At 64.3% G+C, this 14,787-nt stretch carries 17 protein-coding genes and 1 riboswitch; of the genes, 2 read left to right on the top strand and 15 right to left on the bottom strand.

Annotation, left to right across the window (positions count from 1 at the left end; all coding sequences use genetic code 11):
* Positions 1-107 precede the first annotated feature (107 nt).
* Positions 108-839, top strand: a complete 732-nt coding sequence (locus FZI91_RS13910; RefSeq protein ID WP_155939612.1) for a TVP38/TMEM64 family protein — start codon at positions 108-110, stop codon at positions 837-839.
* Here the strand turns inward: FZI91_RS13910 and FZI91_RS13905 are convergent.
* From FZI91_RS13905 to FZI91_RS13880, 8 genes are all read right to left on the bottom strand, one after another.
* Positions 836-1,213: a DoxX family protein gene (locus tag FZI91_RS13905; RefSeq protein ID WP_155939611.1), complete on the bottom strand. Its 378-nt coding sequence runs from the start codon at positions 1,211-1,213 to the stop codon at positions 836-838. The two genes, FZI91_RS13910 and FZI91_RS13905, sit on opposite strands and share 4 nt — an antisense overlap.
* Positions 1,210-1,578 (bottom strand): DoxX family protein, encoded by a 369-nt coding sequence (locus FZI91_RS13900; RefSeq protein WP_155939610.1) that lies wholly within the window; start codon positions 1,576-1,578, stop codon positions 1,210-1,212. Before FZI91_RS13900 ends, FZI91_RS13905 begins: the two co-directional genes overlap by 4 nt.
* A gap of 53 nt (positions 1,579-1,631) precedes the next feature.
* The gene (locus tag FZI91_RS24100; RefSeq protein ID WP_255455888.1) at positions 1,632-1,763 is read right to left on the bottom strand and encodes a hypothetical protein; all 132 of its coding nucleotides are present in this window, start codon (positions 1,761-1,763) and stop codon (positions 1,632-1,634) included.
* A gap of 86 nt (positions 1,764-1,849) precedes the next feature.
* On the bottom strand, positions 1,850-3,517 hold the full coding sequence (locus FZI91_RS13895; protein WP_155939609.1) for an Nramp family divalent metal transporter: 1,668 nt from the start codon (positions 3,515-3,517) through the stop codon (positions 1,850-1,852).
* Entirely contained in the window at positions 3,514-4,809 is a 1,296-nt protein-coding gene (locus tag FZI91_RS13890) for a magnesium transporter MgtE N-terminal domain-containing protein (protein ID WP_155939608.1), read from the bottom strand. The genes FZI91_RS13895 and FZI91_RS13890 overlap by 4 nt, the downstream gene beginning before the upstream one ends.
* A gap of 137 nt (positions 4,810-4,946) precedes the next feature.
* A complete protein-coding gene (locus tag FZI91_RS23700) occupies positions 4,947-5,084 on the bottom strand; it encodes a hypothetical protein (protein ID WP_166548254.1) in 138 nt (45 codons plus the stop codon).
* 232 nt (positions 5,085-5,316) lie between these two features.
* A riboswitch (M-box (ykoK) riboswitch) is annotated at positions 5,317-5,485 on the bottom strand.
* A 54-nt stretch (positions 5,486-5,539) separates the two neighbouring features.
* Positions 5,540-6,667, bottom strand: a complete 1,128-nt coding sequence (locus FZI91_RS13885; RefSeq protein WP_155939607.1) for an SPFH domain-containing protein — start codon at positions 6,665-6,667, stop codon at positions 5,540-5,542.
* 36 nt (positions 6,668-6,703) lie between these two features.
* Positions 6,704-7,129: an NfeD family protein gene (locus FZI91_RS13880; protein ID WP_155939606.1), complete on the bottom strand. Its 426-nt coding sequence runs from the start codon at positions 7,127-7,129 to the stop codon at positions 6,704-6,706.
* Positions 7,130-7,194: 65 nt separating this feature from the next.
* Here FZI91_RS13880 and FZI91_RS13875 point away from each other — a divergent pair, with 65 nt between their 5' ends.
* Positions 7,195-8,022, top strand: a complete 828-nt coding sequence (locus FZI91_RS13875) for a hypothetical protein (RefSeq protein ID WP_155939605.1) — start codon at positions 7,195-7,197, stop codon at positions 8,020-8,022.
* Here the strand turns inward: FZI91_RS13875 and FZI91_RS13870 are convergent.
* The 7 genes from FZI91_RS13870 to FZI91_RS13840 all read right to left on the bottom strand — a co-directional run bounded on the left by FZI91_RS13870 (position 8,019) and on the right by FZI91_RS13840 (position 14,688).
* On the bottom strand, positions 8,019-9,050 hold the full coding sequence (locus FZI91_RS13870; RefSeq protein ID WP_162526145.1) for a ferrochelatase: 1,032 nt from the start codon (positions 9,048-9,050) through the stop codon (positions 8,019-8,021). The genes FZI91_RS13875 and FZI91_RS13870 overlap by 4 nt on opposite strands.
* On the bottom strand, positions 9,051-9,860 hold the full coding sequence (gene inhA / locus FZI91_RS13865; RefSeq protein ID WP_162526146.1) for an NADH-dependent enoyl-ACP reductase InhA: 810 nt from the start codon (positions 9,858-9,860) through the stop codon (positions 9,051-9,053).
* Positions 9,861-9,904: 44 nt separating this feature from the next.
* Positions 9,905-10,642, bottom strand: a complete 738-nt coding sequence (fabG1, locus tag FZI91_RS13860) for a 3-oxoacyl-ACP reductase FabG1 (protein ID WP_155939604.1) — start codon at positions 10,640-10,642, stop codon at positions 9,905-9,907.
* 88 nt (positions 10,643-10,730) lie between these two features.
* Positions 10,731-11,741, bottom strand: coding sequence for a VWA domain-containing protein (locus FZI91_RS13855; protein ID WP_155939603.1), 1,011 nt, complete (start codon positions 11,739-11,741; stop codon positions 10,731-10,733).
* On the bottom strand, positions 11,738-12,709 hold the full coding sequence (locus FZI91_RS13850; protein WP_162526147.1) for a DUF58 domain-containing protein: 972 nt from the start codon (positions 12,707-12,709) through the stop codon (positions 11,738-11,740). The genes FZI91_RS13855 and FZI91_RS13850 overlap by 4 nt, the downstream gene beginning before the upstream one ends.
* Complete coding sequence (locus tag FZI91_RS13845) at positions 12,706-13,851, bottom strand: MoxR family ATPase (protein ID WP_155939602.1); 1,146 nt, start codon at positions 13,849-13,851, stop codon at positions 12,706-12,708. Before FZI91_RS13845 ends, FZI91_RS13850 begins: the two co-directional genes overlap by 4 nt.
* Before the next feature lie 174 nt (positions 13,852-14,025).
* Positions 14,026-14,688 carry an NlpC/P60 family protein gene (locus FZI91_RS13840; RefSeq protein WP_239001785.1) on the bottom strand — a complete coding sequence of 221 codons (663 nt, stop codon included), beginning with the start codon at positions 14,686-14,688 and terminating at the stop codon, positions 14,026-14,028.
* Between the last annotated feature and the right edge of the window lie 99 nt (positions 14,689-14,787).

The following is a 14,787-nucleotide window of genomic DNA, read 5'->3' as shown; positions in this document are numbered from 1 at the left end:
ATCAGGCTAAATGACGCCGTCGCTACTACCCAGTACGGGGGCGCAACACCCGGAACACCCGTGTCCCGGCGCCCACAGTTCATTAGGGCTCCGTAGGCTTGATCACCATGGGATTGCGGCAGGTCTGGGGGGCGGGGGTCGCACTGCTGCGGCGGCTGCCACGTCGCCAGCTGCTGTGGACCGCCGCAGCCCTTCTTATCGTGGTTGCGGTCGTGCTGTTCCTCCCGCTGCCGACCGCTCTTCAGATGCGCGACTGGGCCCGCGACCTCGGCCCCTGGTTTCCGCTGATCTTCCTGGGCGCACACACGATCGTGACGGTGCTGCCCTTCCCCCGCACAGCCTTCACTCTTGCCGCCGGGCTGCTGTTCGGAACGCAGCTCGGTGTTCTGTTGGCCGTCGTGGCGAGTACTGCGAGCGCGGTCGTGGCGCTGTGGGGTGTCCGCGCGCTCGGCTGGAAGCTCAGCGCGCTGCATCACCGTCCGGCAGTGAAGAGCGTCGACGACCAATTGCGCCGCCGCGGCTGGCTCGCGGTGATGTCGATGCGGCTCATTCCGGCCGTGCCGTTCTCGGTCCTCAACTACGCGGCGGGGGCCTCCGCGGTGCGGGCGTTGCCATACACACTGGCGACCTTCGTCGGACTACTGCCGGGCACCCTTGCAGTCGTCGTGCTCGGCGATGCACTCACCGGACACATCAGCGGCACGCTCTTCGCGGTCTCGTTGGTCACCTCGGTGGTCGGGGTGCTGGGCATCCTCTACGAGATCCGGCGCTACAAGCGCACGCACACTGAGATTGTCAGCCCGGAAGCCTCCGAGGAGCCCGAACGAGTCGGCGGCTAGGCCCGCACGGAATCCTTCTCGTCAAATCCCTTACCTGCGAGGACCGCGAACCATACCAACAAACTCGCTGCCGGCAGCGCGTGGAGCACGGAGTCCCGCACCCGCACGTGCGCTCCGACCGCCAGCGTGAAGTACACGGCCAGCATGAACGCCGTCATCCTGCCCAGCGCCGCCGAACGGATGCCCCCAACGAGCCCCACCGCCGAGGCCGACTTCACGACCGGCAAGATCCACCAAATCCTTTGTGGCAGACCCACTTTCTCCAGCGATTCTTTGATGGGTTTGAGCGGGGACACGCACGCCGCGGCATCGGCAGCCTGTATCGCCGCGAGTGCGACCAGTACCTTCGGTTTCGCCAAAAGCCGCTCCGTCATGACGACTTCGCCGTCAAACCCTTGGCTGCCAGCGCACCGTAGGTGGCTAGCAGCGCCGACGCCGCGGCGGCGTTCAAGCCAATGTCGCGCACCCGTAGGTGTGCGCCGACCGCGAGGGAGAAGTAGATGGTGAGCATGACCAGCGTCAGCTTGGCCAGCGGCGGGAACCGGATTCCGCCGAGCAGCCCTAGCGCGGAAGCGCCCTTGATGACCGGAAAGATCCAGCGGGGCTCCTGCGGATAACTCACATCATCGAGACACTTGGCCACATAAGGAACCGGCTGGACACAAATGGCGGCGTCAACGGCCTGCATTGAGGCCAGCAGGGCTAGAAATCGGGGCGATACGAAAGCGTCGTTGCTCATCACTCCAGTGAACCACTACTACGCCACGTAGTCGATGAGTCGGCCGATTCTCGCTAGTGGGGCGCGTGCGCGCCGAGAGATGCCGACACCACGGCCAGCGGCGAGTAGGTCAGCTGCATGTTGGCGCGCTCCTGCGGGGTCAGTTGACGGCGGTCCCAGAAGCGACGCAATGCGCGAAAACTCATCCCACCATGAGACGCGGTCGCGCCGAAAGAATCCAGCGCGACCGCGACATCTCAACGATTTCATTACGCGTTGTCGTACGCGTCCTTCAACTACCGTGTGCGAGTTGAATTGCCTTCACCACCAACAGAATGGCGCCGACAACCAGGTATCCACGGAGTGCAAGCATGCCTAATTTGGTACCCGGACTCCACGTGACTGGTTCGAGCAGGGCCAGCGGCGGCATCCGCCAGGTCCGCGGATCGACGTGTGCCAACGACTTGTTCATCGCAACGACCGCCGGATCCGTCCGTCGCCGCCCGGACAGCCACCACAGAGCTATCCCGATCAACGCCGCGAGCACTGAGACACCTGCGGCCAGATACCCCGATACCTGCACGACGTCCAAGTCAGGGAAGAGCGTGGTGGCCATCAGGATGCCGGACAGCAGCAGCAGCACCCCAACGATCAACCCGGCCACGATATTGAGCCACGGTTTATTGACCCACGGTCCCAGCACTGCTTTGTCATTGCAGAGCAGCAGCAGGAACACACTCGCACTGGGCAACAGCAGACCCGCGAGGGCCTGTACCGCGGTAGTCATCAGCCCCAGGGGCGCGTTCGGGATCAACACGATCGCCGCACCCACCGCCACCATCACGGTGTACGACAGATAGAACGGCTTGGCGTCCTTGAAGTTGCGGTGCAATGAGTGCTTGAGTCCGAAGGTATCCCCGAACGCGTAACTCGTGGCCAGGGTGACCGCCGCGGCACCGACGATCGAAGCATCCAGCAGCACAATCGCGAAAATCTTCCCGAGTACCGGCTGAAGCTGTCCCAGCCAATTGGCGATCAAGCCGGCATCGCCATCATCGCCCCACTTGTCCGGCCCCGAATTGCCGGTCGCACGAGCCGCATAGTCGGCAGTCATTACCAGCGCAGCGGCACCCACCACCACCACCAGCGAACCGATGACGGTATCGGCACGTTCATATCCGATAAACCGCGGAGTGATGCGCTTGTCGACGATGTTGGACTGCTGGAAGAACAGCTGCCACGGCGCCACGGTGGTTCCCACCATGGCGATGATGAGCAGCACTGCACCCGAACTGATTCCGCCATGGATACCTGGGACCACGAAATCGTGTGCGGCCCTCCCCCACTGCGGATCCGACATCAAGAACATCGGAATCTGCAGCAGGGTGATGGCGATAAACACGAACATGGCACGCTCCCAGCGCCGGAAGCTTCCGGTCGCCATGATCAGGACGAGCGCGAGCGCGGCAACGGGCACCGTGTAGTACTTCGGCACTCCCAGGTACTCGGAAGCCAGTGCGACACCGATGAATTCAGTGACAAGTGTCAGGAAGTTCAGGATGAACAGGTCGCCGACCGAGAACCAGCCCCAACCCCGGCCGAACCGCTCGTTGATAAGCCGCGCATGCCCGACGCCGGTGACTGCGCCAAGACGGACCACCATCTCCTGGTTGACGACAAGAACCGGAATGAGTAGCAGCAAGACCCACAAAAGGCTGTACCCATAGCTCTGACCTGCCTGTGCGTAGGTGGCGACGCCGCCCGCATCGTTGTCGCCCACCATCACGATGATGCCCGGACCCAGGATGGCGGCCATGGTCATCATCCGGGTCTTGAAGGTACGAGCCTGGCCTGGATCGCTCACGCTGATCTTGCCAAAGGCACCCTCGATATCACCCAAGTGTGCCGAATCTAGGACCGCGCTCTTCTGTTGGACCACTGCCACTTTGGGTTCGCTCATGGCGTTGCCCCGTCTGGAGCCGATGAGTACTGACGGACCGGACGCGGGGCGGGTTCCCGACGGCGCCAATCCTCGGGGATGAGCGCGGCGAGCACGTCGTCATAGGTCACCACGCCCAGTACCTTGTCCCCGTCGTCGACGACCGGAATAAGGGCCAGGTTGTAGTCGGCCATCAAGAGCGCGACGTCGGTCAGGTCGGCTTCCGGGGCGACACGCACCGGGTCGTCGTCCATGATCGAATCCACGGCGGTATCGGACTCGGCTTGGAGCAACCGGATCACCGACACCACGCCGACTAGTTCGCCGGCGGCAGCGAGCACGTGGATCTTCAACAGTGCCTCAGGCTGTAGGGATTTGGCTCCAGCGATGGCGCCGAGCGCATCGCCGGCGGTGCTGCCGAGCGGGCACGAGACGATGTCGACATTCATCAGACCACCGGCCGATTCGGGGCTAAAGCCCATCAAGGTGACCACCTTGGTGCGCTGCGGGGCCGGCATCAGGTCCAGGACCGCGCGGCGGCGGGACTGCCTCAGGTCAAAGATGGCATCCGCCGCGTCGTCGGCACGCATGCGGCCAAGGAGGGCCGCGACATCGGCATCGGACATATCTTCGAAGAGCTTGCTTGCCTTGTCCGAGTCGAGTTCCTCGAACACATCCGCTTCCAACTCGGGGTTGGCACGGACTCGGTCGAGGATCTCCCCGCCCTCTTCCTTGGTGGCTTCTTCGAGCAGGTCGGCGATCTCGGCGGGCTTGAGGGTGTTCACTCGCCCTCCGACGCGGCGGGCCAAGAGTGACCCGCCGTGGCCGATCATCGGCTCGAAGGCTTTCCAATCGCGGCCCGCATGGCCCGCGCCGGCCCTAATCAATCCGAAAAACCTTGCGGGACGGCGCGTATCAAGACGGGCAAGAATCCATCCCTCGGCGGATTCCATGAGCTCGATGTCGTACGCATGTACCAACTCGGCGTTGTCCACATCGATGAACCGATGGTCAAGCACGTCCTCTTCGAGCAGGTACTCCCCATCTCGGCGTTCAAAGCCACGAAGATCGACTTTGTTCTTGCTCAACTCAATTCGATCCGATGCCACGGTGGAGACGACTTCAGCAGATACGAAGACCGTGCGTCCGCCCATATCGACGACGTACCCGGTGACGACCGGATACTCATCCGCCCCCCGCAGCCGAACGATGACGTCTTCTAGCCGGCCGATGGTGTCGCCCGAACGCGCAACAACAGGAGCCTTCAACAGGTCCGAAAATTGAATTACCCGCGCACTATTCGAAGTGCTCATGACAACTCCTCAACGTTTGCGCCAATACGCTTCGCCCGCCGCCACGAGCGGACGAAGCGTATTGGCCTCGAATGAATTCCGAATGTCCGCGCACTGTGAATCAACTGTGCGCGGACATGTGGGGGTGCGCCCGCGGGCTACCGCGGGGGGTGCGCCCCAAGAGATGCCGAGACGACGGCTAGCGGCGAGTAGGACAGCTGCAGGTTGGCCCGCTCTTGCGGCGTAAGCCGGTGCCGCGCCCACATCCGCCGTACGGCGTGAAATGTAGTGTTCATGATTCTGACTCCTTATGGAGGGAGCCGCATGCCAAAGCGCAAACGTCAAAAGTGTTGACTCAAGCGAGGATTCAGCCTCGCGCGATCGGCAAGGCATGCGGCATCGATTGTCTATGCGGACTATCGCCGGATATCACGGTTGTGCCTCACCTCCTTGCCGTCGGGGCGCACGCGGGCGCCAGCTGTGGAGCAGCGCGCACTGAGAGAATCACCAGGCAGCGATACCGCCCGGCGGACACCTCTCTCGTCAGGGCTTCGGCACTGCGCGACGTGTCCGTATCCGGAAGCCACTTTGGGTCATCCCTTAGTCCGGGAAGACCTGTCCTAACCTTGGGCGTCTCTCGACGTCGTCAGATCAGTGGCCTGTGTTCGCGCAGGAGCCTCACCTAGCAAGGTGCTGAACCGGTACCCATGATGGGCCCGACGAATCGCCTTGTCAAGCGGGCCAAGCCTCGTCAGGCCTCAGGCAGCTGTGGCCGGCTCGCCGGATCGATCTGCCCGCCGACCTCCTTGGCAACTGCTGCAGCGACTTCCGGGCTGGTCTTGGTCTCAAACCAACCAGCGACCTCATCGGAGTCGTCCTCGGGACGCTCTGACGACTCATCGGACGGAGACGGTTCGTAGCGGAACACGCCATCCTGGCCGGGCGCACCCAACAGCTTCGTGAATCCCTGCAGCGCTGAACCGAAGTCGCTGGGGATCAGCCACACCTTGTTGGCTTCTCCCTGCGCCATTTTCGGCAGTGTCTGTAAATACTGGTACGCCAACAACTCTGGGGTGGGCTTTCCGGATTTCACTGCGGCAAAAACCTTTTCAATGGCCTTTGCCTGGCCCTGAGCCTGCAGATACTGTGCGGCGCGTTCGCCCTCGGCGCGCAGAATGCGGGACTGTCGGTCCGCCTCGGCTGACAGGATCGCCGCCCGCTTGGCACCCTCGGCGGCCAAGATCTGGGACTGCTTCTGCCCCTCGGCCTGCGTGATGGAAGCCTGCCGGACACCTTCGGCGGTCAGGATCATGGCGCGCTTCTCCCGGTCGGCCTTCATCTGCTTTTCCATCGATTCCTGCACCGAGGGCGGCGGATCAATGGAGCGCAGCTCAACCCGGGCCACCCGCAGGCCCCAACGCCCCGTGGCCTCGTCTAGAACCCCGCGAAGTTGACCGTTGATCTGATCGCGTGAGGTCAGCGTCTGCTCCAGGGTCATGCCACCGACCACATTGCGCAGCGTGGTGGTGGTGAGCTGCTCGACACCCACGATGTAATTACTGATCTCGTACACCGCGGCCTGCGGGTTCGTGACCTGGAAGTAGACGACGGTATCAATATTCACCGTCAGGTTGTCCTCGGTGATCACCGGTTGCGGAGGGAAGGACACCACCCGTTCACGCAGGTCAACCTTGGCACGAATGCGGTCCACGAACGGCACCAAGATGGTCAACTGACCACTGACGGTCTTCGAGTACCGTCCCAGGCGCTCGATCACCGCGGCCTCCGCCTGCGGGACGAGTGCCACGGACTTCAGCACGATGGTGACGCCCAGGATGATCAGAACGATCAACACGAACAATCCGGCAGCTACGCCCATATCCGTACTCCCCTCACTGAGTTCTTGGTTCTTGCGCTAGATCTTCTCGACAACCGCGGTGGCGCCGTCAATTTGGACGACCGTCACCGTCTCACCCTGCTCGAACCGCCCGGACTTCTCCAGGCTCCGCGCAGACCACATCTCACCACCCAACCGAACCAACCCATGGATGTCGTCGACGGGTTCAATCACAATGGCGCTCTTCCCCTCCAATGCCTTGGCGTTGGTGTGGAGAATGGGGCCCGCGGTCAGGCGCTTACGCAAGGCAGGTCGCACACCGACCAGCAGAATGACCGAGCTGATCACGAAAACCAGCCCCTCGGCCCACAGCGGCATGTCGAACGCCCACCCGATACCGGCCGTGACCAGGGCCGAACCGCCCAGCATCAACAGGAACATGTCACCTGTCATCAATTCGGCGGCCGCGAGCAGGATGCCTGCGACAAGCCACACAATCGGCATGCACCCACATTAGCCCGCGTGGGCAATTGGTGGGGGCGGATGCGGCGCCTTACACTGCGAACATCATGGCGAATCCGAGTGTGTCCCTGGCGGTGTGGGCAAGCGCATGGCTGGCCGGCCGCGCTGCGCCCGACGACGTCATTGACGCCCTCATCGCCTGGGCCCCACGCCATTTGGTCACGGCGTACGATGCGGTGGCGGCCGGCCATACGGGACTCTCCTGGCCAGACATGGACGACAACGGCCCCATCGGCCTACTGCAGACGATCCGTACCGCGACCGGGCAGCCACATGGTTCGCCCGATATTCACGTGATCCTGCCCGCTCCCGGTGACCCCCGCGGCCTGCCCGCCGGCACTCAGTTCCAGCGCGATGCGATGGAGTCCAGTGAGGCGATTGTGCTCTGCGATCGTGAAAATAATTCCACGGCAATAGGATTGGTTCCCGCCGTCGAGTACGACGAAGACCGCGACGAGGCCGTCGGCCTGTCCTGGACCGTGTATTCGCTGCCCTCAAGGATCGCCGCACGCCCCGGGCCAGACCTCGGAGAAGCCGAATACCAACTACGCCAGGCAGTCCGGACCGCCACCGCGACCCTCGATCGACTGGACCGCGCGGTGGGCGCAATCGACGTGGACCCCCGTGCCCTGGTCGAGGACGTGCTGTCCACGCTACGCGGGCATCGCCTACCGGACTACGCGCCGGATCGTGCAGTCCGGGTCCTCGACTCGGCCAACCAGGTGGAGGCCATCGCCACGGCGGCAGCCGAGATCATGGAGGCTCCCGGTGCTCTCGACGACGGCGCCGTTGCCGACGTGCTGCGTCCCCTCGTGATTCTGGTGCGCGAGGCACGGATGGCCGCTGCTGCCGCCATCATCGAATCCGCCGGCTAGTCGCCTGACCGGCCGCAGCACAGCGGCGAGCAGGGAGCACCGTTCACACTGAATCCGTATCCAGGAACGGGATTTTCACCGGCCGCGCGTAGCTGCGCGCCCCCATCTGCGACCTCACCGATCAAGTCGACCGCGATCCGCGCGAATCGCTCGTCGGCACCCGGCGTCGCCGCCCGCGCGAACTCGATGCCATGTTCGTCAGCGTACTCGCGGGCCTCGTTGTCCAAGTCCCACACCACCTCCAGATGGTCCGAGACGAAACCGATAGGGGCTACGACTACAGATCGCACTCCCCGATCCCGCTGAGTCGCAAGATGAGCCAAGTAATCCACGATGTCCGGTTCGAGCCACGGCACCTGCGGCGGGCCGGAACGCGACTGCCACACCACGTCGAACTCCCGGTAACCGGCTGCGGCGGCCACCAGTCGCGCGAGGTAGTGCACCTGGCGGCTATACAGCTCCGGACCGTGTCGTCGATCGGCCGCGACAGGGATGGAATGTGCGGTGAACACCAGCCGCGGCGCACTCCCTAAACCCGCAGCCGCCGCCGTTACGGCATCTGCGTACATCCTGACCAGCGCCGGGTGGTCGAAGTACTGGCGGAGCTTCACCAGCTCGGGCGCTCCGTCGCCGACCGCGGCACGGGCACGGGCAATGTCCTCCACATACTGTGTGCATCCCGAGTACCCACCCCAGGCCGAGGTGGTGAACACCGCCGCGCGTCGAATCCCCTTGTCGCGCATATCGGTAACGGTGTCTTCCACCATCGGATACCAGTTGCGATTGCCAAAGAACACGGGCAGCCGGCGCCCGGCCAGCTCCAGCTGCCGCTCGATCTGCGCAATCAGTGCGCGGTTAATGCCATTGATCGGCGACACACCGCCGAAATGGAAATAATGTTCCGCAACCTCGTCGAGGCGCTCGGGCGGCACCCCGCGACCACGCGTTACGTTCTCAAGGAACGGCCGGACCTCCTGCGGCCCTTCGGGTCCACCGAACGACAGCAGGAGAACGGCATCAAACTCCACTTAGACCAGCTGAGTGTGCGCGCCACCGTCGGCGAAGATGATGTCACCGGTGGTGGCGGGCAGCCAATCCGACAACAGGGCGCACACCGTCTTGGCAACCGGCGTCGGATCCTTCATATCCCAGCCGATCGGGGCGCGCTGATCCCAGCCGTCCTCCAACACAGTCATCTTCTGGCCGGCCTCGTCGCCGAGCGCACCGCCGACGATCGCGCTCATCGCCAACGTCCGGATGGGTCCTGCGGCAACGAGGTTCGAACGAACACCGGCCTCCCCAGCCTCGCGCGCGACGAACCGGTTTACCGATTCCAGCGCACTCTTGGCGACGGTCATCCAGTTGTAGAACGGCATCGCCCTGGTGGGATCGAAGTCCATACCCACAATGCTGCCGCCCCGGTTCATGACCGGCAGCACGGCCTTGGCCAGCGAGGCATACGAGAACGCCGAGATGTGGAAGCCCTTCGAAACGTCCGCGAAGGGGGCCTCGAAGAACGGGTTCATCCCCATCCCGGTCTGCGGCATGAAGCCGATCGAGTGGACCGCACCGTCAAGCTTGTTGCCCTCCCCGATCACCTCGGAGACACGGCCTGCGAGAGAGGCCAGATGCTCCTCGTTCTGCACATCCAGCTCCAGCAGCGGCGCCGGCTCCGGAAGGCGCTGGGCTATGCGCTCGATGAGCCGCATTCGGTCGAACCCAGTGAGCACCAGCTGCGCGCCCTGCTCCTGCGCGACCTTTGCAATGTGGAACGCGATCGACGAATCGGTGATGATGCCCGTCACCAGGATCCGCTTGCCCTCAAGTAGTCCCGCCACGATTCTCCTTAGTTGTGTTCTCGCCCTGCAGAATTAGATCGGTCTTAGTGGCCCATGCCGAGGCCGCCGTCGACCGGGATAACAGCACCCGAGACGTACGCGGCGTCGGGGGACGCCAGCCAGCTGACCACGCCCGCGACCTCGGTGGGCTCGCCGATGCGCCCCATCGGGATGGCCTGCAACGCAGTCGCCACATGCTTCTCGCCGAGTTCACGGGTCATGTCGGTGTCGATGAAACCGGGTGCCACCACATTGGCGGTGATCGAGCGCGATCCCAGCTCACGGGTGAGTGCGCGGGCCATACCGACCAGGCCGGCCTTGGAGGCCGAGTAGTTGGCCTGCCCCGGCAGGCCAATCTGGCCTGCGACCGAGCCCATGAAGATGAGACGCCCGAAGCGCTTCTTAATCATGTTGCGCGAGGCGCGCTTGGCCAGCCGGAAGGTGCCGATCAGGTTGGCATCGATGACCTTGAGGAACTGCTCCTCGGTCATCCGCATGATGAGCATGTCGGCGGTGATACCGGCGTTGGCGACCAGCACCTCGACCGGACCCTGCTTCTCTTCGACCTCCTTGAAGGCCGCGTCGATCTGCTCGTTGTCGGTGATGTCGCACTGCACGCCCAGCAGGCCCTCCGGGGCTCCCGAGCCGCGGTGTGTCACCGCCACCTTGTGCCCGTCAGCGGCTAGGCGCTGCGCCACGGCCAGACCGATTCCCCGGTTGCCACCGGTGACGAGAACGGAACGAGGAACGAAGTCGGCGCTGGCGCCGGGAGCATCAGACATGGGAGCCAACTTATCGTCTCCTTAGACTTTGGCCTAACCGACTGGCCCACACGACAGGCTGAAGTGAACCCGCCGTGCTGATACCGACCTAGTTCGGAAGGCGCCGGTTGACCAGCACTCCGACGAAGGCTGCCGCCAGGACAAGCAATGCCCCCAGCCTCAGCCAGCCGACGCTCGCGTCACCCCGAATCGTTTCGTAACCGATCTGCTGCTGCAGGTTGGCATAGACCTGTTTGAGCTCGCCAAGTGACGACGCCGTGTAGGTTTCGCCACCCGAGAGCTTGGCCACCTTCTCCATCATGTCGGGGGCGTACGGAACGGCCTGACGCTGCCCATTGATCTCGACGTACCCATCCTTGGTGCCGAAGGCAATGGTCGAAATCGGCACCTGCTGGTCCTTGGCGGTCCGTGCCGCGGTGTAGGCGCCCTTCGGGTTATCGGGGTTCGACGGCACCGTCTCCTTACCATCGGACATCAGCACGATGCGGGCTGGAGGCGCCTTATCGCCGCCGCCGATGACCGCGCCCACCGTGGCAATGGCCTGTAGCGCCGTGAAGATGCCCTCGCCGGTGGCGGTGCGGTCAGCCAGTTGCAGATTGTCGAGCGCGTTGACGGTGGCGTCCCGGTTGGTGGTGGGCGAGACCAGCACTGTTGCGGTACCCGCGTACGCAATGAGACCCAGGTTGATCCCCGGGGTGAGATTGCGCGCGAACTCCTTGCCGGCTTCCTTCGCAGCGCCGAGGCGGTTCGGGGCCACATCGGTGGACTCCATGGAGCGAGAGACGTCGATGACGAGCATCACCACGGCACGGTTACGCGGAATCCGCACGTCATGACTGGGGCCCGCGAGCGCGACGGTCAGCACGACCAGCCCGACAACCAGCAGCGCGGTGGCCGCGTGGCGCCAGGTACGCGGACGCTTGGGGGCGACGGAGTCCAGCAGTTCGGTGTTCGCGAACCGCAGCACGCGCTTCTCGCGCAGATACTGCGCAAACACGTAGAGCCCGACCAACGCGGCGACCAGCACCAGCACGAAGAAGAACCACGGGTGTGTGAAGCCCGTGAGAGTCATCGGCCCAAAGAACGGCAGATCACTCATCGGGCCCCCGATCCCGTCCCAGCCACCGCACCGCGGCGCTGCTGGGAGACGAATCTCACGATGTCGTTGATCCAGTCACGGTCGGTCCGAAGGCTCAATATCGGTGCACCGCAACGTCGTAATGTACGTGCCACCTCTTCATGATGCCTGGCCGCCGCCTGTTCAAAATCTCGGCGCAGGTTCTCATCGATTCGATACTCCTTGGTGACCCCGGACTCGGCGTCCTGCAGCAGAACCTCGCCGACATCGGGAAGCTCCATGTCACGCGGGTCGAGCACCTCGATACCGAGCACTTCGTGCCGCGCGCCGATGGCACGCAGCGGACGCATCCAGTTGATGGGGCCGAGGAAGTCGCTGATCACGACCGCCATGCCGCGGCGACGCTCCGGGCGCCGCAACGCATCGATGGCCAATGAAAGGTCGCCGCGCACACCCTGCGGCGCTTTCGGCATGGTCGCGATGCTGCGCAGGATGTCCTGCTCATGGGCGCGACCGGATCGTGCCGGCAACCGAACAATCCTGTCCCCGTTGGCAATCAATGCACCGAGCCGATTTCCGCCGCCACTGTTGAGGAAGATGATGGCCGCTGCCGCCGCGACCGCGAGATCGCGCTTCTCGCAGTTGGTGGTGCCAAAATCCAGGCTTGCCGACATGTCGACCACCAACCACGTCTCCAGCTCGCGATCGGCGATCATCTGGCGCACGTGCGGGCTGGTGGTACGGGCGGTCACCGACCAGTCCATCCGGCGCACGTCGTCACCGGGCTGATACAGCCTCGACTCCCCCGGCTCCGATCCCGGGCCCGGAATGAGCCCGAGGTGGTTGCCGTGCAGTACCCCGTCGAGCTTGCGCCGAATCTTCAGTTCCAGTGTCCGCAGCGCCGCCGACAGCTGCGGATCACGGATCTCGCCACGACGCAGGGACGGAATGTCTACCGGCCGACCGGCGCCAGAACTGGGGGTGTTCACCTGGGCGCGGCGTTATGGCCGGCCGGGACCGGGTTGTTCGTCCCCACCATCGCCGGCGGCACCGAATGTCCTTGTTGCGGGACAGCATTCACCTGCGGCAGCCCAACCGTCTGCAGAATCCGGTTAATCGCGGTGTCGGCGGTAACCTCGTCGGCCAGGGCGTCGTAGCTCATCACCAGGCGGTGACGGAGCACGTCCGGAATGACCTCGATGACGTCCTGCGGGATCACGTAGTCGCGACCGCGAACCAGCGCCAACGCACGGGACGCGGCAATGATGCCGAGCGAGGCACGGGGGCTGGCGCCGTAGGAGATCCAGTTCGCGACATCGCCGAGGCCAAACTGCGCCGGATTACGGGTCGCCGAGATGACTCGAACCACGTAGTCGACCAGGGCGTGATGCACGAAGTTGTTGGCCGCGAGGTCCTGCAGGCGCAGCAATGCTTCGGCCGACAGGATCTGCTTGGGCTCCGGCGGGGTGACACCCATCCGGTAGATGATTTCGCGCTCTTCCTCGACGGTCGGGTAGTCGACGTTGATCTTGAAGAGGAAACGGTCACGCTGCGCTTCCGGCAGCGGATACACGCCCTCGTTCTCGATGGGGTTCTGAGTCGCCATCACCAAGAACGGCTTGGGCATCGGATAGGTCTGTCCACCGATCGAGACCTGCCGCTCGGCCATGACCTCCAGCAGTGCCGACTGCACCTTGGCGGGCGCACGGTTGATCTCGTCCGCCAGCAGGAAGTTGGCCACCACGGGACCGAGCTCGGTATCGAACTCTTCCTTGCCTTGACGGTAGATGCGCGTACCGATGATGTCGGTGGGAACCAGGTCGGGGGTGAACTGGACACGGGAGAAGGAGCCACCCACCACCTTGGCGAAGGTCTCCACCGCGAGCGTCTTGGCGACACCGGGCACACCTTCGAGCAGCACGTGCCCCTTGGCGAGCAGGCCGACCAGGATTCGTTCAACGAGCCGGTCCTGGCCCACGATGATGCGCTTGACCTCGAAGATGGCGCGCTCGAGGTTCTGCACCTCGGCGGCCAGGGCCGGAGATGTCGCACCCTGCGGGGCGTGCGGCACGGGGCCGGCGCTTCCGCCGGGGTACCCGGCACCTCCCCCTGGTGACCCTGGTGATGACATCAACTTCCCTCCGGCTCTGCCTGACGATTCATGCGCTGTTGGTGGCCCTAACGGCCGGGTTGTCCCTGCGAGCGGCGCCCAAGCCTGGGCGACGCCTTCGGTCCACTATTCCAGCATCCCTGGATTTGGTCCACGTACCCGTTCGCTGGCGCGCCCTTTTGGGGCCAGAGGCGATTACCAGGCGATGATGCGCACCGCATACGGCGTCATGCCGCCGGTACGCACCGGAGACACCGTCACCTTCTCCGCGCTACCGCTGGCCTCGAGCATCTGGCCGTTGCCTAGATAGATCACCACGTGCTGGGAACCACCGGGCCCGTAGAAAAGGAGATCGCCGCGCTTTGCCTGCGACACCGGGACCTTCATACCCGCGTTGTACTGATCACCCGAGTACTTCGGCAGCTTCACGCCCGCGGCCGCGTAGGAGAACATGGTGAACCCCGAGCAGTCGTATCCGACCTTGCCAGCGTCGTAGTCCACGCCGCCGCTGGGTCCACGCACGGTGCCGCCACCCCATGAGTACGGGACACCCATCTGGGTGCCACCACGCTGGATGACGCGCTCGACTGCCGCGCGCCCGTACACGAGCGGACGTCCCTGCCCGGCGGCCGCGGCGGACCGGTTCCCGCCGATGCCCAACGCACCGAGCGCGGACTGGCCGACGCCCATCACGCCGTTCATGATCTTCGTGGGGTCGGCGCCCTGGCTGGGCCCGGCGAAGGGCAGTGTGTTGTCCCAGTCACCACCCGAGGGGTTCAGGCCGAGGGCATTCAGAAACGCCCCACCAACGTTGGGGGCAACCGGGTTCTCATCGGCCGTGGCACGCGGGACACCCATGAAGAGCGTCAGAGCGACCGCGATGGACGCAGCGATCGCTGCCCGCAATAGGAAGAGGCCCTGCGCTTTTAGTGATCTGATCGTTTTCGCTGTGCTCAC

Source organism: Mycobacteroides sp. CBMA 271, assembly GCF_009729205.1.
Taxonomy (GTDB): domain Bacteria; phylum Actinomycetota; class Actinomycetes; order Mycobacteriales; family Mycobacteriaceae; genus Mycobacterium.
This window is presented reverse-complemented; position numbering and strand designations above follow the sequence as displayed.